The following is a 26,389-nucleotide window of genomic DNA, read 5'->3' as shown; positions in this document are numbered from 1 at the left end:
TATGTCAACAAAAACAAAATTTATAGTAATAGCCATATTATTAGCTTCAGGTATTGGACTGGCATTTACTGTTTCAAAAAATCAGAAAGCAGAAAAAGAATATATCTCTATCGTACCGATAAAAAAAGACAGTATTGCATCCGTTACAGCATTTAAACTGGTATATAAAGTATTGATGAGTCCGCGTTGTGTCAATTGTCATCCAAAAGGGGATATTCCGCTTCAGGGAGATAATAGTGTTGTACACAGCATGCAGCCCAAACGAGGCAAAGACGGAAAAGGTATGTATGCGATGAAGTGTGCCAACTGCCATCAGCCATCAAACAGCCCCGGACTGCATACTCCGCCCGGAAACCCCGATTGGCATTTACCTCCGGCTGATATGAAAATGGTATTTGAAGGAAAAACAGCCCACGAACTAGCCAAACAACTTGTAAACCCAAAACTTAATGGAAATAAGGATTTACAGAAACTTATTGAGCATGCCGACGATGGTTTGGTAAAAGCAGGCTGGAACATGGGAAAAGGAAGAGCCGCTCCGCCCTTAACGCATGCCGAATTTAAAAAAGCATGGATTATCTGGCTGAAAACTGGCGCTTATGCTCCAGCCAAATAGTATTGGTCTTAATTTTAATAATTATCAGATGACTCAAAATAACAACATTGATACTACAAGACGAAATTTCCTGAAACTTACCGGATTAGGAGGTGCTGCATTGTGTCTTGGGTTTTACTTCCCGGCAAATGGTGCACCGGTACTGGTAAGACCTTCCGAATTAAGTGATTCAGAAATCGAATTATGTCCCTGGATTATTATCAATCCGTCAGGAAAAGTGACCATTGTAAACCACAGGGCAGAAATGGGGCAAGGTTCTTATCAGTCGGTTCCGCAAATTGTGGCTGAGGAACTTGAAGTTGACATGAAAGAGATCAATGTCATCTTTGCTATTGGTAACGAAAAAAAATATGGCGGACAAATTACCGGAGGAAGTTCAACGATTCGTTCTGCATATAAAAAACTGCTAAAATTAAGCGCTGGTGCACGTGAAATGCTTATTACTGCAGCAGCCACAAAATGGAATGTTCCTAGTACTGAATGCTATGCAGAATCAGGACATGTATTTCATAAGCCATCCGGCAAAAAACTGCATTATGGAGAACTTGCTGAGGCAGCTTCAAAACTTGAAGTTCCAAAAGAACCAAAATCGAAGAAAATTTCTGAATATAAACTGATTAGAAAACCTCTTCGAAGAATTGACACACCTCTTAAAACTAATGGTGAATTAATTTTTGGACTTGACAAGAGAATTCCGGGAATGTTATTTGCCTCCGTAGAACGTGATCCCCGCTATCTTGGTAAAGTCAAAAGTTTTGATGCTACCGCTGCATTAAAAATTCCGGGTGTGAAACGCGTTTTTAAAGTTAACATGGGATATTACGAGCATATCCGTGAAGGTGTTGCCGTAGTTGCTACTTCAACCTGGGCTGCTCTTGAAGGCAGAAAACAATTGAAAGTAGAGTGGGATAGTAGCGGTTTCAAACACTGGAGTACGCCTGAAATATTCGAAACACAAAATAATCTTCTCAAAACAGAAGAAGGAATGCTTTTTAAAGGTCAGGGAAATCCAACCGAAGTATTATCTAAAACAGATAAGAAATTAGACGTTGTTTATCAAACTCCCTATCAGTCACACGTTGCGATGGAGCCAGTAAATTGCATTGCACATCACAAAGGTGATTCAATTGAAATTTGGGGACCAGTACAGGCCCCTGGCTGGGTTCAGGATTATATAAGTAAAAAGTTTGCAATAGATAAAGAGAAAGTAATTGTAAATATGACTTTTCTGGGCGGTGGCTTTGGCCGTAAAGCTATGAACGACTATCCGTATGAGGCCGTAGCGGTTTCAAAGGAAATTGCCGGCCCGGTTCAGGTTGTCTGGACACGGGAAGATGATGCTACTTTAGGACCTTTTCGTCCCGGAATTTCCTACCGCTGTGAAGGAACTGTTTCGAATGGAAAAATGGAAGCTTTAAAGTTCAGAATGGCGGGTCAAAACAATGGACACTGGAGTGGAGCCCCAAAGAACAAGCCTAATGGAAGTATCAGTGAAGGATTTCTAAAACCTTATTATGAAAGCGTAAAAAACGTAAGCTTTTCAGATGTTCTTTTTGAAACCAGTATTCCAACAAGTTTCTGGAGATCCGTATACGCTTCTACAAACGGATTTGCCTATGAAAGTTTCATTGATGAAATGGCACACGAAGCGGGAAAAGATCCGTTAAGTTTTCGCCGGGAGCATTTACAGGAAGAGCGCTGTCAAAAATTAATTGATAAAATGGAGGAAGTTTCAGACTGGAAAAACCGTAAAAAAAATGAAGGATATGGCGTTGCTATTACAGAATGCTTCAATTCAACGGTAGGACAGGTTGTAAAAGTTTCCAAAAATCCTGCTGGCGGTGTAAAAATAGACAAAGTCTGGGCTGTTATGGATTGTGGATGGTATGTAAATCCGGATATCATTCACGCACAGATTGAAGGTTCTATTGTCATGGGACTGGGTGCCGCAACAACACATCAGATTACATTCAAAGAAAATATCGTAGAACAGCATAATTTTTATGATTATCCGATGCCCCGCATTAATGAAATCCCCTTGATAGAAGTGCATATCATAGAGAATGAAGAAGATGCAGGCGGAGTAGGAGAACCGGCGCTACCGCCTTTTGCTCCCGCATTAACCAATGCTATATTTGATTTGACAGGAAAACGAATCAGAACTTTGCCTTTCAGCCTTGGAACAGTTTAATCAATTAGTAAATATTCAAATGCTAAGGGAAAAATTATTGCAAAAAAGGATTAAAGTATGATGCACGAATTATTAAAATTAAAAGAATCATACATTTTAGCACAGGCAATCGGACTTAAAAGCGTTATGGCTACCGTAGTGACTATCGAAGGTTCCTCATACAGAAGACCAGGTGTGCGTATGCTGATTTTTGAAAACAATTCAATGACTGGAGCTGTGAGCGGAGGCTGTGTTGAAAGTGAAATCCTCAAACAATCCCAGTCTGTATTTTTGGATCACAAAGCAAAAATCATGGTTTATGATGGAAGGTACCGACTGGGATGCGAAGGTATTCTATATATTCTTTTGGAACCTTTTTCTCCTGATACAGCTGTTTTAGATGCTTTAGAGAGTGTTGTGAAGAAAAGACAAACTTTTGAAATTGAATCTTTTTATACCAAAACGGAAGGAATTCAGCCGGGACTAGGTTCCGAGTTTCATTTCGAAGGAATGAAACTGTCTTTTTCGAATACTCAATTAGATAAAGAATTGACTTCTTACAAACAAATTCTTCAGCCGCGCTTTCATTTAATTATCATTGGATCAGAACACGATGCTGTACAATTATGTCATTTTGCCTCATTGACTGGTTGGGAAGTTACCATTGTGGCATCTGTAAAAGATCCTAAAACCATTGCTAATTTTCCAGGTGCAAATCAGGTTTTACATCTTGTTCCTGAAGAAATTGACTCACTTTCTATTGATAGTGAAACAGCAGTTGTTTTAATGACACACAGTTATTCAACCGATTTAAAGTACCTTATCGGATTAAAAAATGCGCAACCAGCTTATTTAGGACTTTTGGGTCCTGTTAAGAGAAGAAATCAGATAGTAAACGATTTTTTTGAATTTACGGATTCTTATAATGAAGGTCTGCTCGATGTAACTTATGGCCCATCAGGTATCAGTATTGGTGCAGAAACACCTCAGGAAATTGCTATTAGTATTATTGCTGAAATACTTTCTGTAGTACGAAAAGAGGAACCTATATCCTTAAAATATAAAATCAGTGCTATTCATTCTTAAACTAAGTAGAAATAATGGATCAAATCGCCATCGTAATATTAGCTGCAGGAAATTCGAAAAGAATGGGGCAATCGAAGCAGTTGCTACCATGGAAAAATTCAACTTTATTAGGCAGTGTTATCGAAAATACATGTTTAGTTGAGGCAGTTGAAGTATTTGTCGTTCTGGGCGCTTATACAAATGAAATTAGAGAAAAAATAGATTTATCGCCAGCCAATATTCTAATCAATGAAAACTGGCAGCAAGGATTGGGGAGTTCTATAGCATTGGCAACAGCTGAAATAAATAAAAAATATACGGATATGAATGCCGTTTTATTTGTTTTGGCAGATCAGCCATTTATTAGCAGCCATCATTTAAATACAATAATAGCACTTCACAACACAGAAAAAGAAGCTATTGTGATAACCAGAAAAGAAGATTACCGAGGAGTACCCGTTCTTTTTCCGGCAAAATTTTTCTCAGAACTTATCACATTGTCGAATGATCAAGGAGCTAAGCAAATTATCAACAGAAATAAAAATGAGGTTAGGGAAATTATAACGCAAAATAATATAGCTGATATAGATACATTTGAATCTTACACTGAACTTTACATAGTTAATTTAAACTCAAATGTATCTTAATTTTTCTTCTTCAATATCCAGATAATGCATTTGTCGCCTAATTATTGATTCGTCTAAAGTCTGATCCTCTTTGTTTTTATTCACCAGCCATTCTCTCTGTTTATGCAGCAAATCGAGGTAAATAACCTTGAGATCAGTGCCAATAGATTCATCATCAATTCCATTACTATGCTGTTCCCATCTCTTGATAAGATACTTCAAAGGAGTATTAGAGTCTAACTGATCGTTGTAATTCGTTTTTAAATAATGCAGCGCATATTGGGCTAATTCTTGTCGCAATTGATTGTAAGCTTCATCGCGGGGTGTCGGATCGTAAATATCTGTAAGCTTTATTTTTTTAATAAAATAAGGCAATGTCAATCCCTGAATTAATAATGTCAAAAGAATTACAACGAAGGTGATAAACAAGATCAGGTTTCGCTGAGGGAAACCATTACCATTATTCAAATAAACAGGTATTGATAAGGCTGCAGCCAGTGAAACAACGCCTCTCATACCGGTCCAGCCCAGGATAAAAGGTACTTTCATGCCAGGATTTCTTGTGTCAGCTACAGTTATGAAATTACGGGCAATTAAAGTTACAACTACAGCGCCATATGAGGAAAGTATCCGACTGACGATCAAAACCAGTGTTATTAATACACCATAACCAATTGCTGAAGGCAGGCTGACTTCTTCAAGGCCGTTTGTAATCTGGGGCAAATCTAATCCGATAAGCATAAAAACGAATCCGTTCAGAATAAAACAGAAACTTTCCCAAACATTCACACCACGAAGCCGGGATTTGCTGTTAAGAAAACGATGTCTGTTGTTAGATAAAAGCAAACCTCCGCTTACTACAGCCAAAACACCTGAACAGTGTACTTCTTCAGCAGCCAGATATATAATGTAAGGTGTCAGCAAAGATAAAACGATATCAGAATTAGCATCTGTAGGCAAGTATTTATGAGCCTTCATAAAAAGCCATCCAATAAACAGACCAATCGACACACCGCCAATTATCATCCAGCTAAAAGTTGTTGCTGCTTTAGAAAATATAAATTGCTCTGTTGCCACAGCAATCATTGCGAATCTGAAAATTATCAAAGAAGAAGCATCATTCAATAAACTTTCACCTTCCAAAATAGAGGATAAGGTTTTTGGTACTTTGACAAATTTCAATATAGCACCTGCACTTACGGCGTCAGGAGGAGATACGATTCCACCCAAAACAAAACCCAATGCCATTGAAAATCCCGGAATAAAATAATTGGCAACTAACGCTACTGAAAGTGCTGACAGAAACACAACCACAAAAGCAAAACTTGTAATAATTCTCCTCCATCGCCACATTTCTTTCCACGAAACCGTCCAGGCCGCTTCATATAATAAAGGGGGCAAAAAAATAAAAAAAATAAGTTCCGGATCTATATTTATAACAGGTACACCCGGAACAAAACTGATAACCAATCCGGCTAATACCAATAAAACTGGATATGCTACTTTTATTTTATTAGCCAGCATAATCAGCAATAAAATAACGATTAGCAGGCCCAGATAAAAAGGAAAATTCTCAAGCATTTTTTTAGTTTCTATTCAATTACAAAAAAGCTTTTTTATTTAAAAGTAATAATTAAATTTTATCAACTTTAAATAATAGTAACTATTTTTTCAAATCTACCATGATTGCTAACTGACACATCTTTAGTTGATTTACTGTTATTACTTAAATAAGGAATTCCATATTGGTCTTTAAATATTTCAGTTTTATCAATTTCAAATACATTATTTAAGTTACTAAAACAGCTAACCGCAATCGTATGTATACTATCATCTGAAATTGCGGTTTTTGTATGATAGCTATTTTCGCCACAGCTTACCTGACCTCTGATACAATTGTTGTCGATAGATACAATTTTACAAATTAATTTTTTAGGAATATATTCTCTTCGTTTTGTCTCGCGGTTATAGATTTTATATGCCGCTTCTTTCATACTCCAAAACACCCATACCATAATTTCCGGATTAGGATCCTGTTGTATAAAAAACTGTTCTTCTGCGGTGAACAGTTTTTCTAAAAATCCTTTCCGCTGCCAGTTGCTTTCCTGACGTGACTGTTGTATGTCTATCACGTCATTGCCAATCATTTTGCAGCTAATTTAGTTTCAATTATTTCGACTGCCGTTTTCACATCCAGCATTCTTTCCATATCTGTATTATCAATGACAACGTCGAAATTTTCTTCAATATCGAGTACAATATCGACCAGATTAGCCGAATTGATTTCGAGATCTTTTATAAAATCTGTATTCTCAGTAAGATTATCATAAGCTTCATTATTAGCCGTATAAGGCCTGATAATAACTTTTAATTTGGCAATAAGTTCTTCTTTATTCATATAAATTTTTATATTTTTTTAATAATATACAGGCATTTACATCACCAAAACCAAAACTGGCTTTGGCTATAATATTTAGATCAATATTAAACGTTTTAAAAGGCACTTTAGCAGGATCAATAAGGGTCGTGATTTCCGGATGGAGATCTTCGCAGTTTGTATTTCCAAATAAAAAACCTTCATAAAGTTGTAGTACTGCTGCCACGCTTTCAATACTTCCGGCGCCACTAAGACAATGCCCAGTCATGCTTTTTAGGGAATTTATATACGGAAAATTATCTCCTTTTCGGTTTAGTGCTTTTGTCCAGTTTTCTATTTCAAGACTGTCTTTTGTCGTGGCTGTCAGATGACCATTTATAGCATCAATATCCGTTGGAGAAATCCCTGAATTATGAATAGCATCTGTAATACATCTTTGCACTGCGTTACTGTTAGGTGCGGTCATACTACCGTTTCCACGCTGGCCTCCTGAGTTTACATTTCCACCTAAAATTTCAGCATAAATGGTAGCACCACGTTCTAAAGCTGTATCCAAATCTTCAATAAGCAAAGCGCCTGCGCCGCTTCCGGGTACAAATCCTGCTGCTGTTGCACTCATAGGGCGGGAGCCAAGTTCAGGATTCTCATTATATTTTGAGCTGCATACGCGAAGTGCATCAAATCCAGCCCAAATATACGGACCGCTGTCACCTGTACTTCCTGCTAATATACGTTTTGCCTGTCCTGATTTTATTCGATCATAAGCCATTATTATCGCTTCGGTTCCGGTTGAACAGGCTGATGAATTAGTGGTTACCTGATTTCCTAAACCGAGTTTGCCTCCAAGATAAGCACTTATACCACTATTCATAGTCTGAGCAACGACGGTACTCCCTAATTTTCGCGTCTGCAATTCGTCTATTTTATAAATGCTTTCGCGAAATTTATCAATTCCCGAAGTTCCGGTTCCAAAAATAGTTCCGCTGTCCCAATCTGGTTCATCATTAATTTCTAATGGTAATCCCGCATTTTTCCAGGCTTCCATACCTGCGATAACACCGTACAAAATACCTGTACTATTAAACCCGCGTAATTCAAGATCTGTAAAATATTGTGATTTGAGTTCTTCGGTTATTTCAGGCTTACCTGCAATCTGACAGGAAAATTGTAGTTCCTGCAATTGTGCATCATGTCTTATACCCGATAATCCATTTTTAATGGCAGAGGTAAACGCAGGAATTCCAACACCATTTGGAGCTGCTACACCAAGACCTGTTATTACAACCCGTTTACTCATAATTTTGTTGTTATCATTCCGGCCAAAATTCCTTTGCAGACTTCCTGTCCGGCTTCGTTTTTCATTACAGCCTCACATTTTAATTTTCCAAACCTGAAAAATGTTTTTTGAGCCGTTACCGTAATTTTTTCATTAGGATATACAGCTTTTAAAAACTGCATATCGGCAGAAGTGAAAGCAATGACCGTTTCCTTGTTAAAGGCATCACCTAACAGATAGATTCCAAGGCAAACCATGCCTATCTGAGCCATAGTTTCTGTCAGGATTACACCAGGCGTTACTGGATTTCCTTTAAAATGACCTTTATAAAAGTCGAGGTCTTCTTTAAAAGTATAAGTTCCTGAAATGCTGTTTTCATCGACATGAAGCAGTTCATCTACAAACAGAAAAGGTTCTGTGTAAGGTAATTTTTCTATAATTTCGTTCAGGTTCATTTTGTTTTTATCTGATAATTTTTACCATTGCAACAATACTCTTTGAGCAGAAAATCCAGGACCAAAGCTAAGCATTAGTCCTTTTTCTCCATTCTTTGGATTACTATTCATAATTCTTTCCAAAACATAAAGAACAGTAGCACTCGACATGTTTCCGTATTGTTTTAATACTTCTTTTGTGTCATCAATATTTTTATCCAGGTCTGCAAAAAGAGATTCAACTGTATTGACAATTTTTTTCCTCCGGGATGAAATATCATATGATCAATATCTTTTATTTCTAAATCATTTTTCTTCAGAAATGGATGGATAATATTTCCAAAGTGAGCGGCAATCGTATCCGGGACTTTAATATCCAATACCATTTGCAAACCGGTATTGGTAAGTTTAAAACCCATCATATGTTCCGCATCATAAAAATGATACATTTGCTCATCCAGTATTTCAGGACCATTATCTTCTTCATACGATGATAAAAGACAGCATGCCACGCCATCACCAAATATAGCAGCGCTTACAATATTCGGCATCGAAAAATCATTAAGCTGAAATGTTGCAGTAGGGGACTCAGCCGCTATCACTACAGCACGTTTTCCCGGATTAGCCTTCAGAAAGTTTTTGGCATATATAATACCAGAAATTCCTGCAGCGCAACCCATTTCTGTAACAGGCAAACGCACGATGTCCTGTCTGAGATTCATCTTATTGATCAGATACGCATCTAAAGAAGGAATCATGATACCAGTGCAGCTTACAGTAATAATATAGTCAACGCTTTGCGGATCCCAGCTTGCCTTAGCGAGCGCTTTTTCTAAAACTTTTTCGCCCAAAACAATCATTTCCCGACTGTAAATATCATTTTTATCTTCAAAAGAAGTAGCTGTAAAAACCTCCAGCGGATCCATTATTGAATACCGTTTGCTTACCGCAGCACCTTCAAATATTTTTTTTACTTTTTTTATAAAACGTTCTTCCTGACCCATCAGCCAGCCATCCAAAAGCGGAAGTATTTCTTCTGTTGTTCTTGAATATTGCGGGAGTTGTTTAACAACAGTTATTATTTTGACACTCATATTTTTGTAATTATCCATTGGTAGCGGAAAGCCCATTTCCAATTTATCGTATAGTTTTTTAAATTCAGTTTTTTGGAAAATGCTTCCAGTTCATTTTTTCGAAATCCTCTTAAAATAGATACCAGACCATCTTCACGCGACATTTTGCCCAGACTAAAAACGATACAAATCAATTTAAAAAGCCTGTAAGCCAATTTACTGCGATGCAAATCATTGATAACAATACCAATGCCTGCGTTATTATTAAAGGTAGTAATTATATTTAATATTTGTTCATTCGTAAAATGGTGCAGCGTGAGGGTGCATAGTACAATATCATAGTTAATTGTAGAAAATTCTTCGCTAAAAATATCCAGACACAAATACTCAATATTGGAGTAATCATTAGATAATGTTTGGGCATAATTTACAGTAAAAGCATTGGCATCAATTCCGATAAGCTTAAATTTAAGATTGTTTTTTAATCCATAATCGGCCAGCATTCTCAGCATATCGCCGTTACCGCAGCCTACATCAGCAATTACGATTGTGTGGGAAACATTAATTTTTTTATTATTTCTTTTATTCCGTGAAGTGTAACCTTATTGCCTCCAAGCAATTGATTAATACGGGCAATCTGATCAAGAGCAGCACGGAGTTCTCTTCCCTGAAGTGAAAAATCGTCCATTATTTCGGCTTCCTGTGTTCTGTATTTTGTGTTTATTGCCATTTAACTGCTATTGGTTTACCGTGTGTCTGTTTGATTATTTGAGATAATATTGCTGGCATTGAGGCAACGACCGACACAAATATGTTTGTTATTGGTTTATTGGTTAAGACACTTGCCAAAATCCTTCCCATTGCTAATCTTCTTCCAAAATTTTTCTGCCATTGTGCTGCATATTTTTTTTCTAAAATAGCTCTTGAACTTATTGTTCCTGTATGATATTCAAGTATTAATTCTGATGCTATTTTTGCGCTGTGTATGGCCATCGCCATACCATTTCCGCACATTGGATGAATAAGCCCTGCAGCATCGCCAATCATCAAAACATGGTCTTCTACTGGTCGTTTTTTATCAAAAGAAATCTGGCTGATAGTAAGAGGCTTATCAAACAAGAGTGTACTGTTTTCAAAAACAGATTTAAGCTGTTTGTTTTTATAAAGGACATTTTTTTGATACTCTTCTATATTTTTATATTTTTTGAAAGAATTATAATCTGCAAGATAACAGATGTTTATAATATCATTTTCCACCTTTGAAACACCACAGTAACCTCCGTTAAAATTATGAAGTGCTACCTGATTGTTAGGACTGATGCCGGAATAATGAGCCTTCACTGCAAGCCATGGGGATTTTTTACTTATAAAATCCCGCTCTAAGAACTGATCAACATTAGAACGTTTTCCAAAAGCACCTAATACTAATTTTGAATGTAAAATCTGACTGGAAGTTTTAACTGAAAATTCATCATTTTCAAAAGAAATATCTGTAACCGTTTCTTTTAAAATAATGCACCCATTTGATAATGCTTTTTCATATAAAATAGTATCCAGCATGTATCGGCTAATACCAAATCCGCCAAGAGGAAGTTTTGTTTGGGCAATTTTGCCATTTTGAGTTGTAAATTCAAAGGACGAAATCTGTTGGGGATTCGATTGTAAAATATCTATATCAAGCCAAAGAAGATAGGGGAGGACTTCATTAGAAATATACTCTCCGCATACCTTATGCCGCGGATACTCTGATTTTTCGATTAAGATTACCTTTAATCCTTTTTTAGAAAGATGTATGGCTGCTGTCAAACCTGCCAGACCGCCGCCAATGATTATTACATCTGGTTTTGTTTTCATACATCTAATTTAGCAAATAAAGCGCATATAATCTATCTCTTTTGAATTACAGGATTTCACAGAAATAGAAAAACGCCTCAAAATGTTGTTATTGAGACGTTTTAATTTTTATTTTTTTTCTTCATTATTCAGTTTATCATCAAACTCAGGTTCTTTTCCTTTGAATTTTTGAGTTTCGGGATCATAATTTTTATCGTTTGTTAAGACTTCATCATGATCTTTATACTGATGTTTTCTTGTATCTACACGGTGATCGGAACTACCGTTTTTAGTGTTTTTCGGATTTTGATTATTTGTGTCCATATCTCGTAAGTTTTAAATTTTCATAAAATTATCTCAAATAAGACAGGTTAACTTATATAATCATTTTGAAAAGTTATAAAATCCCCTTATAATTAATCAAGAATCAGTATAGGTACGATTTTTTAATTCTTGAATAATTTCTAAATATCTGTTTTCAAAAATTGACTGATTGACAGGAACTACAACAGATTGAAATAGTTTCATTAAATCATCAGAATGATTTGTGACTTTTTTTGCCTGAATATTATAATGAATAAACTTTATCCAGAGGACAGCTTTTAATTCTGTTTCATCTTCATTCCACATTTTCATTTCAACCAGAAGAAGATTTTCAGTATACTGAATCAATTGAGATTCTATTACTACTGTTTCCATTGTAAAGGCTGGTCTTACATAACTTATCTGATTGGAAGCAACAACCCAGCTAAGCCCTGTTGTTTTCATATATTTAAAAATATCCAGATCATAATTTTCTGCAATCTGGTCTTCACGAACATTAATAAAATATTCGAGGTATTTTGAATTGTTTAAATGATTAAAAGGATCACAGTCCTGAAATCTGATTTTTCTTTTTGTTTTTAATATTTTATTCATTTTTGAAATAAATTACACAAATACCAATCGGTATCTGTAAGGTTAAAAAAATTTTATTCTTTTTTTATGCTGGCAATTAATATGTTATCGACATGGGTCATCGCATTTAGGATGTACGATGAATCATCATGAGTAAATGCCAGAAGTGAGCTTCCTTCCATTAACGATAAAATGATTTGGGCATATTGAAGCGGATTAGTATCTTTTTTGATTTCATTAGTGTCAATGCCTTCCTGTATAATATTTACCAATCCGGTAGTAAATCTCAGGGATAATTTTTGAGCTTCTTCAAAAAGTAGGGGATTTATATACTTTGTATCAACGCCTACTCGCAGCATAGGACATCCGCCACGCTCTTTGACTAAATCATAATAATTTCGATGGTAATTTGTTATAGCTTGCAATTTATTCAAACTGCCTGGTGTATTGGCAATTATTCTGAAAAGTGGTTTTATAGCCAGATTTACATTTAACTGAAATGATTTTAATGCTAAATCCTCCTTATTTAAAAAATTGCAATAAATAGCGCCTTTGGTAAGCCCGGTTGCATTTGTTATATCTGAAAGGCTAGTTCCGACATAGCCTTGCTTATTAAAAATAGGAGCTATTTTATCTAATATAAATTCAGAGGTATTCATAAGTGCAGATTAAAATAAAGAAATTTCAAAAAACAAATATAGCAAAAATACCGATCGGTATCTGATAGCAAAAAAATATTTAATTATTTAGAAAACTAAGTTTTTCTAGACTTCTCTTGGATCTCCTTTTAGATAGTTGTTGCTGAATTTAAAATATTCTGTAGAAGTTCTTTCACCTGCCTTACCATCAACCCTAAGTATACTGCCAGCCCTGTTCAGAAGCGTTTGTAATTCTTTAGCTTCATTGGTAACGGTACCGGAATAGTATAGTGTTTTATTTCCCAATGCAATGATTTGTTCCACTAAATTACTATTTGGCAGTGTTATCAGCTTTTGTTCGCTCATACGTCGTAACAATACTGCAGCACCGCACTGCTTAGAAATAGCAGTGGGATCATATCGTCCATCCTGAACATATTTTCCTTTTGTATAATGATTAGAATAGCTCCACAAATAAGGCGAATTAATTCCTTGCCTGTAATAGCCTAATCCGTTGTAGAGTTCCAATTTATAAAGTATTCCGGCAATACTCCAGTCTGTCCAGGTATTAAGTTTGTCATACACTAAAGCATCTTTGGCACTTTCTTCCCATGTAAATGGCGGGTTTCCTATCTTTGGCCGCCCTGCAGGGACTTGCACTGTACGTTCTTTAAGAGGATCGCCATTGTGCAAATGCGTATCGAACTTCAGACTAGCTTCCATACAATGTATAATTGCGATGACAAACCACGGGATATCTAACCGGTCACCCACAGATTGGTATCTGGATTTATTCAAAACCATTTTTGCTGTTATTTTGTCAATTTCAGGGTATTTAGCTTCCTTTATAACACAGGAAGCGAATAACTTTTCGTAATTACTCTTTTTGTCCGGAGGTACTGTTGCCATAGCAGCTGATTTAAATTAATAATATATTGTGTTTTATTGTTTGAAATAAACAGAAGCTACAACCAAACAAGATTGAAAAAACAACAGAAGTAGAGTATATTATTTTGCCTGATACAGTGGGGAGTGAATCAAATTTACTAAAAAATAATAATAAAAATACTGATTTTCAATATTTTAAATTTACTAATATAGAATAAATAAGAAAAGAGTATTTATACATGTTTTAAATGTTAATTTAATTTTATTCAGGCGGAAATAATTATTATATAAAAAAGCCCTGTCAGAATTGACAGGGCCATTTAACTACTTTGTATATGTCTATTTTAATTTTTAATAAATTTAAGTGTTTTCATTTCCTTTTCATTTTGAAAAAACTGAACCATATAAACTCCCTGAACCAAAGACTGAACATTTATTTTATAATCTCCATTTAGTGTTTTTTCGAGCAATTTTTTTCCATGCATATCAAAAATAACAATTTTATTAATCTCAGTTTCAACATTAAAATGCAAAACATCTTTTACCGGATTTGGATACAATGTCAATAACACATCAGATTTTTCAGTATCATTAATAGACAAAAGAGGATTGTATGCCTTAATAGCTAACGAAATTGGAGATTCGCAAGTGCCAAGGGTTTGTGTAACATAATATGTCTTATTGTTTACAATTGAAGTAGTCAATGGCAACTCATCAACATGGCCGGCTGCATTTTCTGCTGTAGCATACCATTTAATATTTTGACCATTCACAACTAATACACTCAGATTGTCTCCAGTGTTAAAACTCTGAATCGGATCTCCAGTTGGAGAATCTACTGTATTTTGAATTGTTAATGTTGCAATGTTTGAAATTGCTTTAGGATTACATGACCCTGAGGCTACTAAACGATATTTATAATTGTTTAACAATGTTGTCGCTCCGTTGATACTTAAGGTTGTTGTCGTTGCACCTGAGTACGGTTCAATATCTGATACATCGATAAAACCTGAACCCGGGTTTACCTGCCATTGATAGCCTGAAGCATTGCTTGCGGCAGCAGTGAAAGTGGTACTGTCTCCATTACATATTGTTTTGGATACTGGCTGAGCCGTAATTTTTGGTGTTGGATTTACAGTAATGGTAAATGTTTTTGAAGTACCTGAGCAAGTGCCTCCATTAGTATATTTAGGTGTAACCTTTATAGTAGCGATAACAGGCAAATTGCTGGAATTAGTTGCTACAAAAGATGGTATATTACCAGTACCGGAAGAAGCTAGTCCAATTGATGTATTACTATTAGTCCAGGTATAAGTAACCGGAGTAGTATAATTTAACTGTACTTTTAGGTTTTTTGGAGTGCCGGTACATGGATCTCCAAAATTATCATTGGTAGCAACAAGACTAAATGAATTTTTCCCCACAGCAGCAGCTGATACTACACTAACACTGTTAGAAGAATTGCAGGAACCTAAAACAAAATTGCCACAATTACCGGAAGCATTTCCGTAACTCGCAAACGGTACAGTAGTAAACACAGAACCTGGAGGAGCACTAAGATTTAGGGTACCTCCTTCATTAACTTCTCCACATATTGTCCCTGTGAAAGCAGTACTGCTAAAATTAACTGAATTTACTGAAGCACCATTGCAAAGCGTCTGGTTATTTATATCATTAACAGTAGGTATGGGATTTACATAAACATTTTGAGTCTGTGAAGCTGTTACAGTTCCATTACTTGCTGTTACGGTATAAAGACCTGAATTAGCTGCTGAGGCATTACTTATACTGGGATTGTTAAGTGATGAAGTGAAACCGTTAGGGCCTGTCCAGTTATAGGTAACACCGCTGGTTAATCCTCCAAAATTAGAGGCCAGGTTTAGGGTGCTGCCTGTACAAGGAGTGTTTGTTGCAGTAACAAGAGGTAGAATTTCGACGACAAATATCCAATAATCACCACCGCTGTTTTGTACCTCAAGAGATGTAATTCCGGGTTGTGTAATGGTAATCATACCATTGCCACCAACAAAAGTTCCGTTTGATAACGAACCTTGTGTGTTATAACCACAAGCGCTGAAGGATGAAATGTTTGACGAATTCAAAGCATATGATGTTCCGTTTATTTTTATGGCGATATTGGTATTAGTGCTAAATGTCTGGCGGATTCCTCTTATTCTTACTCCCGCAATAGGAACATTAAAGCCAAAAGTAAAATAACCACCATTAGTGAAATTGTACCCCAAAACACTCGGACAGCTATGATCGATATATACCTGACCACCATTAAGATTGTAATTAAATCCAACATTTACACCACCAACTGAATAAGTTCCCGGCGAAGAGGTATGAGTAAAGTCATAGTAAGGCTGGGTAAATGTTTTGTGAGTAAAAAAGACAAAAAATAAAGTTATTAAAAAAGCGTAGTGTTTTTTCATTATATGCATTTATTTAATTGGTATTAAAGCCCATTGTTCTGCCCAATCATTATTAGATTTTGTAAAAATTTTTACAGGGGAACCGTCTTCAGTTTTTGCTTCAAATAAGTCAAGCAAAGAATTAGGGGCATTTTTAGGTTCTAAATTGAAATAGCCATTTTCGAGTTTCGTTATTTTCCATTTTTGATTATTTCCATTGTTTTGTTTTTGTATGATAACATCTGTGCCATTAGTCTGTATATTTCCTCTTACATCCAGAACTGAGTTAGTTGCATTTTGGGTTAGAGTATGAATATAGAAATATCCATCACCTGCATCTGCTAATTTCCAACGTTGATTTAATTGATTATTTGAAGTATGAATAATAACCTGTGTTCCATCTGTTTGAGTATTTCCTTTTACATCTAAACATTTATTTAAATCTAATCTCGATCTAATTTCATAAACATTACCTGTCTTAATGGATTCAATGGGAGGAAAATTGAAAGGATTGCAAGAAAAAAGACGGTTGATTAATTCTTTATTTTGTGGAATTTCAGGAAAATCCATTGGGATGATGCCATAGCGGCCTTTACTATTATTAGAAAGATAGTCCAATAATAACTTGTTAGTAACTTCCGCAAGAGACTTAGGGGGAAAAAAACACTTCCTCCTCCATCTACTGTTCCACTAGTAAAGTTTATAAATAATCTGTCCTCATTATTTTTTGCTTCATTCAACACAGGTTCTACATAACTATCAAATTTTTTTTCATATTTACTGATAGATATCCTTTGTATTCATCCTGAACTGTAAACTTTATGCCCGCACTATTTTCCCATCTTTCAGTGCTGTTATCTGGCCAGCTGCCATAAGTATTAATTCCTACAGGAAAACCTAATCCACCTGGTGCGATAAAGCGACGAATAAGGACTATTTTCCCACGCACTTCAGAAATTTTAGGGATTCGGTCTTCTTTATACCAATAGTTTAAGTTTTCAATGATTGGCCAAAGTTTTTCATATAACTCCACATTATCTTGATTTTGCTCGTGTGAAATAGACATTACAATACATTCTGATGGAAATTGTTGTAATAAAATAGAACTGGTTGTTAGTATATTATCAAAAGTAATATCCAAATATTTATCACCATGGTATGCGTAAATTTTGCCTTTTTTTACTTTTAGTCTAATATCCCAGAATCGAACTCCACTTTTAAATTGAGTCTCAAAGTTCATTGTTTGACATTGATATAAACCTCCAACATAGTAAGTACAAGTATCATGTGTACCGGGAATGGTAAGTTCTGTCAGTTTTTTGTTGCCATCGAGATAGCTCATCCAATTTTTTGAAAAATCACTCATGGTTTTTTAGCTTAGTTTTGTTTGTAGGTTTAAAACTAATAACTTTCTGCTTTAATCAATAAAAAGATGTTCTGAAATACCTTTTATTTGTTCTAAAACACCATCAAAATTTTTTAGAAATTTTAAAAACCCGATCTTCTATAAATAACTTATCGTTTACAATTTTTGAGATATGATAAGGGTTTACGCCAACACTGCGGTTGATTCTTTTAAAATGTTTAGAAGGAAAAACTTCTTCAAGGTACGTCATCGTTGTTCTCAGAATCTGATTCTTACCCGATTTTAAATGTATTTCAACATATACATGATCAGCTTCGGCAAAGAGAAAATCTTTTGCCTGAAAATAATAGATTTGTTTTCCAATCTCAATTTTAAAAATCGTGTCTTCATTCGCCAAAGCGAGCTTTATAGCAGTAATCAGGTTAACGCTTTCGACAGGTTTAGAAAGATAGGCAGAAGGCCTTAAATTCGTTATTTTTTCCAGAGTACCCGGATCTGTAAGTGCTGTAGTAAAAATAAAAGGGATAGAAATATTTGTATTGATAAAATTAGCCAAATCAAGACCTGTTTTGTGTCCGGAAAGAGAAATATCAATCAGAACAAGATCAAAGGGTTTATGCGACAGGAGAATTCTGGCTTCTTCATAGTCATGAGCAATTTCAGAAAAGAAATCTTTATCCAGCATTTTCTTTATTGAGAATGCGATTAAAACTTCGTCTTCTACAATCAATATCCTTCTGTTATAATCTGACATAGGGAAATACGATTTTATAGTTGGCTTTTTCTCTGGTATAATTTCCTTTTAATTGTTTGACCATTCCTTCAATAATCAAAAGTCCCAAAGAGTTGTTCTCATTTTCAAAACAGAAAACTGTTCCGTTATCTGAATAATTTAATTGAATTTCATTAGCTGTTTTTTTAAGTTCAAAATGTATAACGAGCCGTTCATCTCCTGAGTTGGCATGCTTTATAGAGTTTGTAACCAATTCATTTATAAGCAGTCCAAGCGATAGAATTTTATCTACATTCAAATAAACTGACTCAATATCATTTATATATCTGAACGCTCTTAATGCACTGTTTTGATGAGATTCAATGATCTTATTGACATAATCCGAAGCTTCAATCAAATCATTGTCATTATGATTCACACTGTACGAATAAAATTCGTGTGCAATGGTTATTGTTTTAATACGCTGATGGAGGTCGTCAAATATAGTTTTGTAATTTTTATTTTTTGCCTGGTCTTTTTGAAAATCGATCAGACTTAAAATAACTGCCAAGTTGTTTTTGACACGGTGATTCAACTCCTGAACAAGAAATTGTTTCTCTTCGACATTTGTTTTAAGTGCAATGTTGTTCTCAGATATTTTTTGTTTCTGGATTTCGATTTTTCTTTTGTTTTTCCTGATTTGCCATGTAAAAAAAGCTAAGATGAGAACCACAATAAATAGTGTTGTATTTAGTATTCTCGTAATTTTGATATCTTTTTTAAGTAATTGTTTTTCAGATCTTTCCTTATCAAAATTATATTCGATTTCAAGTTCCTTAATTTTTAGGTCACGCTGTTCACCATTGTATTGTCTGTATAATTCAGCAGCAATTTTATAATAATATAAGGCTGAATCTGTTTTGTTTTGTTTTTCTAAAATATCGCTCTTGGTCTGAAAAACATCAGCCTTATAATTCAAAACATTTGATTTTGATGAGATAGCAATAGCCGAATCTATAAAAGTATTGGCCATTTTATATTCACCTTTTGAAAAATAAAAATAGCTCAGATTTTCATAAGTTGCAATAACCGCCTGATAATGATTAAGCTTTTTATACAGATGAAGTGCACGATTGTAATGTTGTAATTCTGCTTCCGGATTTGTTCTTCGGTTACCAATTCCTAAGATGAGTTCTACCACTGGCATATTCACTTTGTCGTTGACAGACTCTGCATACTTTTTTGCCTGAAGAGCAAGCTTATATGCTTTTTTTGAAAACCCATTTACCCTGTAATAAGAAGATTTTCGGATGAGGAAATTCGTGTAATTTTTAATCTTAAATTCCGGGTGTTTTAAAAGTATTGCTTCTGCTTTATTCAATTCTGACAAACACGATTTATCATTATCATTAATTTCATAAATGAGTGCTCTTTCTACATGAATTTTAAGTTTTTGCTCATCTGTAATTTCAGAATTGGCTAAAAGATTTTGAGAAAGTTTAAAGGCTTCATCATAAAGTCCGAATTCAGTTAAAATTTTTGTTTTTATAACATCCAGATCGTTTCTTTTCAAATCTCCATAATTTTCCCTGTTTTTGTTAATGATAGCTAAAGCGGTTTTAAAATCAGAATACACTATTTTCTGCTCAAGATCCTGTTTCAGTGACTGAAAAGAATTTTGACCAAAACAAAAAAACTGTAACCAAATCAGAAATATGCTGAAATAAATTCTCACCAACTAACAAGGATTAGATAAAACTCATAGTAATCTATAAATAAATTGTTGTTCTGCAATTCAAATATAGGAGTTTCAACTAGTCCATGGATTATAAATGTTCTGAATTGTTCATAGTTTGTTCTAAATGCTGCAGGCAAAACTTTCTATTTGTATGAATTAAAATTTATTCGCGATAAAGATTTTATTTACCAATTTTCACAAATGCTACTGAATCAATTGTTTTAACTTCAAATCCTTAAAAGCAGTAGCCATTTTCATTATTGTCAAATAAAATAATACGAATACATCGTTTACGTTTAGAGATTCCCTTACATTGATCAGCCATAAATAAGCTTTCATTGTTTATGTAATAATATCTACCTGATTAACAATTAATTACTAATAAATATTTTGTAATCAAATAGTGAAATTCTGTAAAAAGAAAGAGGGTTTGAATTCTAAATTTGGAAATATTAATCTCAAAAAATAATATTATGAAAACTACAGAAACAAAAAAAACAAGCACAAAAAAAACACCTGCAAAACAAACCGAGTCGAAAGGCAGAACGATAAAAGCTAAATCTGATGCTGCAGAAGGATTAAGAGAATTATTTATAGATTCATTAAAAGATATTTACTGGGCTGAGAAAGCTTTAACAAAAGCACTTCCAAGAATGGCTAAAAATGCTACTTCAGAAAATCTTATTATAGCTATAAATGAACACTTAACCGTTACTGAAGGGCAAGTTGAAAGACTGGAGCAGGTTTTTGAAATTTTAGGAGAAAAAGCCTCGGCAAAAAAATGTGATGCGATGGAAGGTCTGATAAAAGAGGGTGAAAGTATAATGGAGGAAACACAAGAAGGAGCGGTTCGCGATGCAGGAATCATCAGTGCTTCGCAAAAAATCGAACATTATGAAATTGCTTCTTACGGCACTCTTGCCGCATTTGCTTTGACATTAAATGAAGAAGAAGCCGCAGCTTTATTACAACAGACATTAGAAGAAGAAAAAGATGCAGATACAATTCTCACAGAAGCTGCTTACAATACAATTAATTTTGATGCTTCTGAGGACGAAGATATAAAAGATGAAGCATAATCTGTCTGCTCAACAAAATGTCTGAAATGATAAAACCTGTAAGCCATTAAGATTTACAGGTTTTATCATTTTTTATATAGATAGTTGTCTTTTTTCAAACAAACATAAAGTCTATCTGCTTTAACTTAACATCCAGTTTATGTTTAAATAAAGTTATGGTTGTATCCTTGCGAGTTAAAAACAAATTAATGATCCGGACACAATTTATATTTTACATTTTCACAGCATATTCATTTGGACAACACATAAAATTTCAAAATTCTACCACAAATCAGGGCTTATCTAATAATTCAATACTTGCTATCGAAAGTGATAAAGATGGCGGGTCCTGGATTGCTGCCGAAGCATTTTCCCAGTCTGTATTATTTTATATCCTGTTCTCAGGATTTATAGTGCTAATCTGTATGGTCATTGTTTATTTAAAAAATAAAATAACCCTCAGCCAGCAAAAATACCTTGAGGAACTTGTGAAAGTACGTACAGATGTGATTGAAAAGCAGAAAAAAACCTTGAAGAAATTAATGCTGAACTTGATCAGAAAAACAGAGAAATAATAGAGCAGAAAGAAAAGCTTCTGATTCTTCACAGCAATTTTAAAAACCAGAATTTTGAAATTGAAAAGTTCAAGACATATATGCTGGCCGAATTTCAGGAGCCAATAACAAAGATAATTGAAATTTCGAGTTCATTTAAGGAGGATAATGGACTCCAAAAGGCTTTACTTTTGCAATCAGGAAAACTGGTGAACCTGATATCTGAATGGAATTACCTTGAACATATTAAAGATCTTGGTCCAATAAAAAAAACAGTCATTGATCTTTTTCCTGTCTTAAAAAACAATGTTGAAAAACTAAAAAAGGATCTGCAGACAAATCAGGTAAATTTTAATTGCGAAATAGAAAATACTACTTTCTTCGCTGAAGCAGATGTTCTAAGGTTAAAATTGTCATTACAGTATTTTTTTAATGATTTCTGTAAATATTCGGATCAGAACAGCGCCTTGCGTGTTGTTATTGCTTTGAGTGATAATTTATTAAAAATTAAGGTTGCTTCAGATAGTATTATACTGAAAAACAATTGGAACAACATTCTGAGTTACAGTCCGTATTTTAACGCTTTACAGGTTTTATTGCAGGACCTGAAAGGCGAACTTATTCCTTCTTCAGAAGAACAATTTCAAATAGCATTGCACATTCCGGTAGAAGTTATTGATTCAGGAATGTGCATAAAACAAACAATTTCCTGGAAAAATTTTAATTATCAGGATTATTTTTCTTCTGACAAAAAGTATCTTTTGGTTTTTGGAGATTCCTATAATAATCCCGCGGCCTATCAGGTATTGGAAAACGAAAACTATAACCTGATTTTTGAAAATTCTATTTCTAATCTGAATGCGGTATTAAAACAAATAGATATTTCAGCTCTGGTTTTCTATCAGGCTTCATTTACTAAAGAACTTATTAGTTTTTTAAAACTAAAACCGAATATAAAAATTCCCATTATTTATATCTCAGAGCATATCAATTATGAAATGGATGAGCAGTTACTGGAAATGGGCATAGAAACCCATATAAAATTACCTGTGGGTTCGTCCTTTATCAAAAAGAAGATTGACAGTCTCATTAATCAAAATGAAGAGCCTTTCAGAGAATATAAAATGCAGGAAAAAATATTTGAAATCCTGACAGAAGACAGTGACCATATTACTTCAAATGAAAAACTTTTAAAAAGAGCGTTAGATATTATTAAAGAAGAACTACAGAACCCTTCATTTAATGTAGAAATGCTTGTAGATCAATTGGGAATTTCGAGAGTTAAATGCTATCGCCTGTTTAAAGAAACCCTGAATCAGTCACCTTCTGATATGCTAATGTCACTTCGATTACAAAAAGCTGAATTTTTACTAAAAACAAAGAAATTAAATATCTCCGAAGTGAGTTTTGAGTGCGGTTATAACGATCCAAAATACTTTGGACGCTCTTTCAAAAAATATTTTGGTAAAAGTCCGAAGGAGTATAAAGAATATTCAGCTTAGTAGTATTGTTAGCGCTGGATTTGTAAAAAGTTAGCCCAGTGTTAAGAAACAATAATGCCCGTTTTTGCTGTTAATTCTGCACTAATTTGAACTAAAAGTCCGCTTTTAGAAAACAAAAATCCTCCTGTTAGCAAGATCGTTCCAATACTTTTGGCGAAACATAAAATAACTTAATTAAATGAAAAAAATTTATGCATTATTAATTCTTGCTTTAGGATGTATGTCGCATTCATACTCGCAGGAATCAGTATCAGGAATTGTCGTTTCTGATCTTGAAAAGAACCCTGTTCCAGGAGTCTCTGTGTATATTAAAGGAGAACCAAAAGGAGCCGTTACAACAGATTTTGACGGAAACTTTAAAATTAAAGTACAGCAAAATGAAGGTATTTTAGTTTTCTCTTATGTTGGATTTAAAACCAAAGAAGTTACTTATTCAGGAACTCAAAAATTAACTGTATCCATGACCGAAGAAGTTAGTACTTTAAACGAAGTAGTAGTGGTAGGGTATGGTTCTCAGAAAAGATCTGATGTTACAGGAGCAATTTCTTCACTAAAAAGTGAAAACTTCAATAAAGGGGTAATAGCCAATACAGGACAATTACTTCAGGGTAAAGTTGCCGGTGTAAACGTTACTGCTGCTAGTGGTGAGCCGGGCGCTAACCAGGATATTATTATCCGCGGAGTTGGAAGTTTACGTTCAGGAACGACACCGCTTTATGTTGTAGATGGATTTGCTTTGGATAATACGAATAATGGTGTGGCTTCAAATCCGTTGAATTTCATCAATCCACAGGATATCGAAAGTATTGATATTCTTAAAGACGCATCTGCTGCTGCTATTTATGGTTCGAGAGCTGCAAATGGTGTAATTGTAATTACAACTAAAAAAGGTGCGAAAGGTAATGCTAAAATTAACCTTTCTATGACCACAGGATTTTCAACATTAGCTAATAAAGTAGATGTATTTAGTGCTGATGAATTTAGAAAACAGGTTGCTGCTGTAAATGGGAGCCTGAAAGACGGTGGAGCAAATACAGACTGGCAGGATGAATTAACAAGAACGGGTATTTCTCAAAACATAAATTTATCTATGAGCGGAGGAACTGAAAAGTCAACTTATGCAGCATCTTTAGGAATAGATAATCAGGAAGGTATTTTCGAAAAAAGTGATTTAAAACGCTACTCAGGACGTTTAAACTTAAATCAAAAGGCACTAAACGATAAGTTTAATGTAGCTTTTAATATGACAGCAACTAAACTTGAAAATTCGAGACCGGATATTAGAAATATTGTAGGTAGTATGTTGACAATGAATCCAACTGATGCAGTTTATGTAAATGGAGAACCAAATATTAATTTGAGCAACAATGTTCTGAATCCTTTAATCAATCAGAGGATTTACTCTGATGAGACAAACAACAATCGTATTTTAGCGAATATTGCACCATCTTACGAATTCATAAAAGGATTAATTTATAAATTCAATCTTGGAGTTGATTATTCCATGTCTGAAAGAGATATACAACAAATACCATATGCATTGTATGCTGATAAAAAACCAGGGACTTTGAACAATATTATTACTACTAATAATAATGTTTTGTATGAAAATACTTTGACCTATAATTTTAGTGTAAAGGCTCATAGTTTTACCGTTTTAGCGGGACAGTCTTACCAGAAAATACAAGTAAATCAAAAGAATTATAATTTTGAAGGATTTGCCGATAATGGAATAGAACCAAAAAATCAGCTAGAGACAATTGTCAAATCTACAGGTCATAGTTCATCTGCAGTAGAAAATGAGCTTCAGTCTTTCTTCGGAAGATTAAACTACGGTTACGAAAATAAATACTTACTTACAGCCACGATGCGTGCTGACGGATCTTCTAAATTTGGTAAAAACAACAGATACGGTTATTTCCCGTCTGTTGCATTAGGATGGAACATTACAAATGAAGATTTTTTAAAAGAATCTGAAGTTGTTAATAACCTTAAACTAAGAGCAAGCTGGGGTCAGACTGGAGTCCAGGAAATTCCTTCTAAAATAACCAAAGCAAGTTATACAGAAAGTAACTCTGGAAATAATACCTATCCTTTAGATCCTTCTGCAACAGATTTAGGTGGATATCCTTATGGTTCAGTTTTTACCCGTCTGGCTAATCCGAATATTCAGTGGGAGGTTTCAACACAAACCAATATAGGTCTGGATTTTAGTTTATTCAATAATAGATTATCAGGTACTGTTGACTATTTTAACAAGATTTCGGAAAGTATTTTATTAGAAGTGACACCTGTAGATCCTATTCAGCCTGCAAAAACGTATTGGACTAACATTCCTAATATGGAGATCAAAAATAATGGTATTGAATTAGCTTTGGATTATAGTAGTGACAAAACTAAAGATTTCTCCTACAGTATTGGTGGAAATATATCATTTACCGATAACAAAGTAGAAAATTCTCCTTATAAAATATTAACAACAGGAGGAGCACAGGGAGGTGGTCAATCCGGAGCAACAATAAACGGAGCGCTTAATGGATATTCTATTGGTTCTTTTTATATGCAAAAATTCATAGGAATCGGTGCTGATGGTCGTAGCCAATATCAAGATACAAATCCAGACGGAGAGATTAAGGATGATGATCGTATCGTGGCAGGAAGTGCATTACCAGATTATATTTATGCTTTTTATCTAAACTTTAAATATAAAAATTTTGATTTAGGTTTAAATTTTAATGGTGCTGGTGGAAATAAAATTTACAACCACGTTGCAATGACTTCGTTCAATAGAGGTCAGCTTGCAAATTCTTTTAACACTACAGACAGGGCATCGGAATTTTCAGACGAAGCTACTATTAATTCGAATACTGTTTCTACCAGATATTTGGAAGATGGAAGTTTCTTAAGATTAAATAATGCAACCCTTGGATATAATTTAAATCCAAAAATGATTGGACTGGATAATGTGATGGATAACATACGTTTTTCGGTAACGGGACAAAACTTATTTGTGATTACAAAGTACAGTGGATATGACCCTGAAATAAACACTGGGACTTCAGTGAACGAAATTCAGTCTTTTGGAATTGATTACTTCAGCTATCCTAGAAGCAGAACCATTTCATTTGGTCTAAATGCAACATTTTAATCAA

Annotated in this window: 26 protein-coding genes and 1 pseudogene; 8 read left to right on the top strand and 19 right to left on the bottom strand. The window is 34.5% G+C overall.

Features of this window, described 5'->3' with window-relative positions; all coding sequences use genetic code 11:
* The first annotated feature begins 1 nt into the window (after position 1).
* Genes P5P89_RS20140 through P5P89_RS20125 form a run of 4 tightly spaced genes read left to right on the top strand, consistent with a single transcriptional unit; the run spans position 2 to position 4,498 of the window.
* Positions 2–616, top strand: a complete 615-nt coding sequence (locus tag P5P89_RS20140; protein WP_278009931.1) for a hypothetical protein — start codon at positions 2–4, stop codon at positions 614–616.
* Positions 600–2,807 carry a molybdopterin cofactor-binding domain-containing protein gene (locus P5P89_RS20135; protein ID WP_278009930.1) on the top strand — a complete coding sequence of 736 codons (2,208 nt, stop codon included), beginning with the start codon at positions 600–602 and terminating at the stop codon, positions 2,805–2,807. The genes P5P89_RS20140 and P5P89_RS20135 overlap by 17 nt, the downstream gene beginning before the upstream one ends.
* Positions 2,808–2,864: 57 nt before the next feature.
* Entirely contained in the window at positions 2,865–3,872 is a 1,008-nt protein-coding gene (locus P5P89_RS20130; RefSeq protein WP_278009929.1) for an XdhC family protein, read from the top strand.
* 14 nt (positions 3,873–3,886) lie between these two features.
* Positions 3,887–4,498: a nucleotidyltransferase family protein gene (locus P5P89_RS20125; RefSeq protein ID WP_278009928.1), complete on the top strand. Its 612-nt coding sequence runs from the start codon at positions 3,887–3,889 to the stop codon at positions 4,496–4,498.
* On the opposite strand, the gene P5P89_RS20120 is transcribed toward P5P89_RS20125, so the two are convergent.
* The 19 genes and pseudogenes from P5P89_RS20120 to P5P89_RS20035 form a co-directional block, all read right to left on the bottom strand.
* The gene (locus P5P89_RS20120) at positions 4,484–6,058 is read right to left on the bottom strand and encodes a Na+/H+ antiporter (protein WP_278009927.1); all 1,575 of its coding nucleotides are present in this window, start codon (positions 6,056–6,058) and stop codon (positions 4,484–4,486) included. The genes P5P89_RS20125 and P5P89_RS20120 overlap by 15 nt on opposite strands.
* A gap of 68 nt (positions 6,059–6,126) precedes the next feature.
* Entirely contained in the window at positions 6,127–6,624 is a 498-nt protein-coding gene (locus tag P5P89_RS20115) for a 4'-phosphopantetheinyl transferase family protein (RefSeq protein WP_278009926.1), read from the bottom strand.
* On the bottom strand, positions 6,621–6,875 hold the full coding sequence (locus P5P89_RS20110; protein ID WP_278009925.1) for an acyl carrier protein: 255 nt from the start codon (positions 6,873–6,875) through the stop codon (positions 6,621–6,623). The genes P5P89_RS20115 and P5P89_RS20110 overlap by 4 nt, the downstream gene beginning before the upstream one ends.
* Complete coding sequence (locus tag P5P89_RS20105) at positions 6,868–8,151, bottom strand: beta-ketoacyl-[acyl-carrier-protein] synthase family protein (RefSeq protein WP_278009924.1); 1,284 nt, start codon at positions 8,149–8,151, stop codon at positions 6,868–6,870. The genes P5P89_RS20110 and P5P89_RS20105 overlap by 8 nt, the downstream gene beginning before the upstream one ends.
* On the bottom strand, positions 8,148–8,585 hold the full coding sequence (locus P5P89_RS20100; protein ID WP_278009923.1) for a 3-hydroxyacyl-ACP dehydratase FabZ family protein: 438 nt from the start codon (positions 8,583–8,585) through the stop codon (positions 8,148–8,150). Before P5P89_RS20100 ends, P5P89_RS20105 begins: the two co-directional genes overlap by 4 nt.
* 21 nt (positions 8,586–8,606) lie before the next feature.
* Positions 8,607–9,658, bottom strand: a pseudogene (locus P5P89_RS20095) (type III polyketide synthase).
* On the bottom strand, positions 9,655–10,149 hold the full coding sequence (locus P5P89_RS20090; protein WP_340696499.1) for a methyltransferase domain-containing protein: 495 nt from the start codon (positions 10,147–10,149) through the stop codon (positions 9,655–9,657). The pseudogene P5P89_RS20095 and the gene P5P89_RS20090 overlap by 4 nt, the downstream one beginning before the upstream one ends.
* A gap of 29 nt (positions 10,150–10,178) precedes the next feature.
* Positions 10,179–10,367 carry a hypothetical protein gene (locus tag P5P89_RS21730; RefSeq protein WP_340696498.1) on the bottom strand — a complete coding sequence of 63 codons (189 nt, stop codon included), beginning with the start codon at positions 10,365–10,367 and terminating at the stop codon, positions 10,179–10,181.
* A complete protein-coding gene (locus P5P89_RS20085) occupies positions 10,358–11,491 on the bottom strand; it encodes an NAD(P)/FAD-dependent oxidoreductase (protein ID WP_278009922.1) in 1,134 nt (377 codons plus the stop codon). The genes P5P89_RS21730 and P5P89_RS20085 overlap by 10 nt, the downstream gene beginning before the upstream one ends.
* Positions 11,492–11,599: 108 nt before the next feature.
* Positions 11,600–11,794: a hypothetical protein gene (locus P5P89_RS20080; protein WP_278009921.1), complete on the bottom strand. Its 195-nt coding sequence runs from the start codon at positions 11,792–11,794 to the stop codon at positions 11,600–11,602.
* A 96-nt stretch (positions 11,795–11,890) separates the two neighbouring features.
* Positions 11,891–12,388, bottom strand: a complete 498-nt coding sequence (locus tag P5P89_RS20075) for an acyl-CoA thioesterase (protein ID WP_278009920.1) — start codon at positions 12,386–12,388, stop codon at positions 11,891–11,893.
* A gap of 53 nt (positions 12,389–12,441) precedes the next feature.
* Positions 12,442–13,026: a TetR/AcrR family transcriptional regulator gene (locus P5P89_RS20070; RefSeq protein ID WP_278009919.1), complete on the bottom strand. Its 585-nt coding sequence runs from the start codon at positions 13,024–13,026 to the stop codon at positions 12,442–12,444.
* A 105-nt stretch (positions 13,027–13,131) separates the two neighbouring features.
* Positions 13,132–13,914 carry a hypothetical protein gene (locus tag P5P89_RS20065; protein ID WP_278009918.1) on the bottom strand — a complete coding sequence of 261 codons (783 nt, stop codon included), beginning with the start codon at positions 13,912–13,914 and terminating at the stop codon, positions 13,132–13,134.
* Positions 13,915–14,237: 323 nt separating this feature from the next.
* Positions 14,238–16,328, bottom strand: coding sequence for a T9SS type A sorting domain-containing protein (locus tag P5P89_RS20060; RefSeq protein ID WP_278009917.1), 2,091 nt, complete (start codon positions 16,326–16,328; stop codon positions 14,238–14,240).
* Between the two features lie 9 nt (positions 16,329–16,337).
* The gene (locus P5P89_RS20055) at positions 16,338–16,925 is read right to left on the bottom strand and encodes an RICIN domain-containing protein (RefSeq protein WP_278009916.1); all 588 of its coding nucleotides are present in this window, start codon (positions 16,923–16,925) and stop codon (positions 16,338–16,340) included.
* Between the two features lie 130 nt (positions 16,926–17,055).
* Positions 17,056–17,673 (bottom strand): phosphatidylinositol-specific phospholipase C domain-containing protein, encoded by a 618-nt coding sequence (locus P5P89_RS20050; protein ID WP_278009915.1) that lies wholly within the window; start codon positions 17,671–17,673, stop codon positions 17,056–17,058.
* A gap of 103 nt (positions 17,674–17,776) precedes the next feature.
* Complete coding sequence (locus P5P89_RS20045) at positions 17,777–18,427, bottom strand: response regulator transcription factor (RefSeq protein ID WP_278009914.1); 651 nt, start codon at positions 18,425–18,427, stop codon at positions 17,777–17,779.
* A complete protein-coding gene (locus P5P89_RS20040; RefSeq protein ID WP_278012044.1) occupies positions 18,414–20,120 on the bottom strand; it encodes a sensor histidine kinase in 1,707 nt (568 codons plus the stop codon). Before P5P89_RS20040 ends, P5P89_RS20045 begins: the two co-directional genes overlap by 14 nt.
* Positions 20,121–20,327: 207 nt before the next feature.
* Positions 20,328–20,462, bottom strand: a complete 135-nt coding sequence (locus P5P89_RS20035) for a hypothetical protein (protein WP_278009913.1) — start codon at positions 20,460–20,462, stop codon at positions 20,328–20,330.
* Positions 20,463–20,596: 134 nt separating this feature from the next.
* Between P5P89_RS20035 and P5P89_RS20030 the strand changes: the two genes are divergently transcribed.
* From P5P89_RS20030 to P5P89_RS20015, 4 genes are all read left to right on the top strand, one after another.
* Positions 20,597–21,202, top strand: a complete 606-nt coding sequence (locus tag P5P89_RS20030) for a YciE/YciF ferroxidase family protein (protein ID WP_278009912.1) — start codon at positions 20,597–20,599, stop codon at positions 21,200–21,202.
* 188 nt (positions 21,203–21,390) lie between these two features.
* Positions 21,391–21,756, top strand: coding sequence for a hypothetical protein (locus P5P89_RS20025; RefSeq protein WP_278009911.1), 366 nt, complete (start codon positions 21,391–21,393; stop codon positions 21,754–21,756).
* 80 nt (positions 21,757–21,836) lie between these two features.
* Positions 21,837–23,237 (top strand): helix-turn-helix domain-containing protein, encoded by a 1,401-nt coding sequence (locus P5P89_RS20020; protein ID WP_278009910.1) that lies wholly within the window; start codon positions 21,837–21,839, stop codon positions 23,235–23,237.
* Between the two features lie 178 nt (positions 23,238–23,415).
* Positions 23,416–26,385, top strand: coding sequence for a SusC/RagA family TonB-linked outer membrane protein (locus P5P89_RS20015; protein WP_278009909.1), 2,970 nt, complete (start codon positions 23,416–23,418; stop codon positions 26,383–26,385).
* Positions 26,386–26,389 lie beyond the last annotated feature (4 nt).

The organism is Flavobacterium gyeonganense (assembly GCF_029625295.1).
Taxonomy (GTDB): Bacteria; Bacteroidota; Bacteroidia; order Flavobacteriales; family Flavobacteriaceae; genus Flavobacterium; species Flavobacterium gyeonganense.
The sequence above is the reverse complement of the archived record's forward strand: the minus strand, read 5'-3'. Positions and strand labels throughout refer to the sequence as shown.

Bases quoted from the DNA above. Each gene is read 5' to 3' on its own strand.
- P5P89_RS20085 (WP_278009922.1), bottom strand. From the start codon at position 11,491: ATGAAAACAAAACCAGATGTAATAATCATTGGCGGCGGTCTGGCAGGT.
- P5P89_RS20020 (WP_278009910.1), top strand. From the start codon at position 21,837: ATGCTGGCCGAATTTCAGGAGCCAATAACAAAGATAATTGAAATTTCG.
- P5P89_RS20080 (WP_278009921.1), bottom strand. From the start codon at position 11,794: ATGGACACAAATAATCAAAATCCGAAAAACACTAAAAACGGTAGTTCC.
- P5P89_RS20070 (WP_278009919.1), bottom strand. From the start codon at position 13,026: ATGAATACCTCTGAATTTATATTAGATAAAATAGCTCCTATTTTTAAT.
- P5P89_RS20045 (WP_278009914.1), bottom strand. From the start codon at position 18,427: ATGTCAGATTATAACAGAAGGATATTGATTGTAGAAGACGAAGTTTTA.
- P5P89_RS20115 (WP_278009926.1), bottom strand. From the start codon at position 6,624: ATGATTGGCAATGACGTGATAGACATACAACAGTCACGTCAGGAAAGC.
- P5P89_RS20060 (WP_278009917.1), bottom strand. From the start codon at position 16,328: ATGAAAAAACACTACGCTTTTTTAATAACTTTATTTTTTGTCTTTTTT.
- P5P89_RS20140 (WP_278009931.1), top strand. From the start codon at position 2: ATGTCAACAAAAACAAAATTTATAGTAATAGCCATATTATTAGCTTCA.
- P5P89_RS20025 (WP_278009911.1), top strand. From the start codon at position 21,391: ATGATCCGGACACAATTTATATTTTACATTTTCACAGCATATTCATTT.
- P5P89_RS20065 (WP_278009918.1), bottom strand. From the start codon at position 13,914: ATGGCAACAGTACCTCCGGACAAAAAGAGTAATTACGAAAAGTTATTC.
- P5P89_RS20050 (WP_278009915.1), bottom strand. From the start codon at position 17,673: ATGAGTGATTTTTCAAAAAATTGGATGAGCTATCTCGATGGCAACAAA.
- P5P89_RS20035 (WP_278009913.1), bottom strand. From the start codon at position 20,462: ATGAAAGCTTATTTATGGCTGATCAATGTAAGGGAATCTCTAAACGTA.
- P5P89_RS20130 (WP_278009929.1), top strand. From the start codon at position 2,865: ATGATGCACGAATTATTAAAATTAAAAGAATCATACATTTTAGCACAG.
- P5P89_RS20090 (WP_340696499.1), bottom strand. From the start codon at position 10,149: ATGCTGAGAATGCTGGCCGATTATGGATTAAAAAACAATCTTAAATTT.
- P5P89_RS20030 (WP_278009912.1), top strand. From the start codon at position 20,597: ATGAAAACTACAGAAACAAAAAAAACAAGCACAAAAAAAACACCTGCA.
- P5P89_RS20110 (WP_278009925.1), bottom strand. From the start codon at position 6,875: ATGAATAAAGAAGAACTTATTGCCAAATTAAAAGTTATTATCAGGCCT.
- P5P89_RS20105 (WP_278009924.1), bottom strand. From the start codon at position 8,151: ATGAGTAAACGGGTTGTAATAACAGGTCTTGGTGTAGCAGCTCCAAAT.
- P5P89_RS20100 (WP_278009923.1), bottom strand. From the start codon at position 8,585: ATGAACCTGAACGAAATTATAGAAAAATTACCTTACACAGAACCTTTT.
- P5P89_RS20135 (WP_278009930.1), top strand. From the start codon at position 600: ATGCTCCAGCCAAATAGTATTGGTCTTAATTTTAATAATTATCAGATG.
- P5P89_RS20075 (WP_278009920.1), bottom strand. From the start codon at position 12,388: ATGAATAAAATATTAAAAACAAAAAGAAAAATCAGATTTCAGGACTGT.
- P5P89_RS21730 (WP_340696498.1), bottom strand. From the start codon at position 10,367: ATGGCAATAAACACAAAATACAGAACACAGGAAGCCGAAATAATGGAC.
- P5P89_RS20125 (WP_278009928.1), top strand. From the start codon at position 3,887: ATGGATCAAATCGCCATCGTAATATTAGCTGCAGGAAATTCGAAAAGA.
- P5P89_RS20015 (WP_278009909.1), top strand. From the start codon at position 23,416: ATGAAAAAAATTTATGCATTATTAATTCTTGCTTTAGGATGTATGTCG.
- P5P89_RS20120 (WP_278009927.1), bottom strand. From the start codon at position 6,058: ATGCTTGAGAATTTTCCTTTTTATCTGGGCCTGCTAATCGTTATTTTA.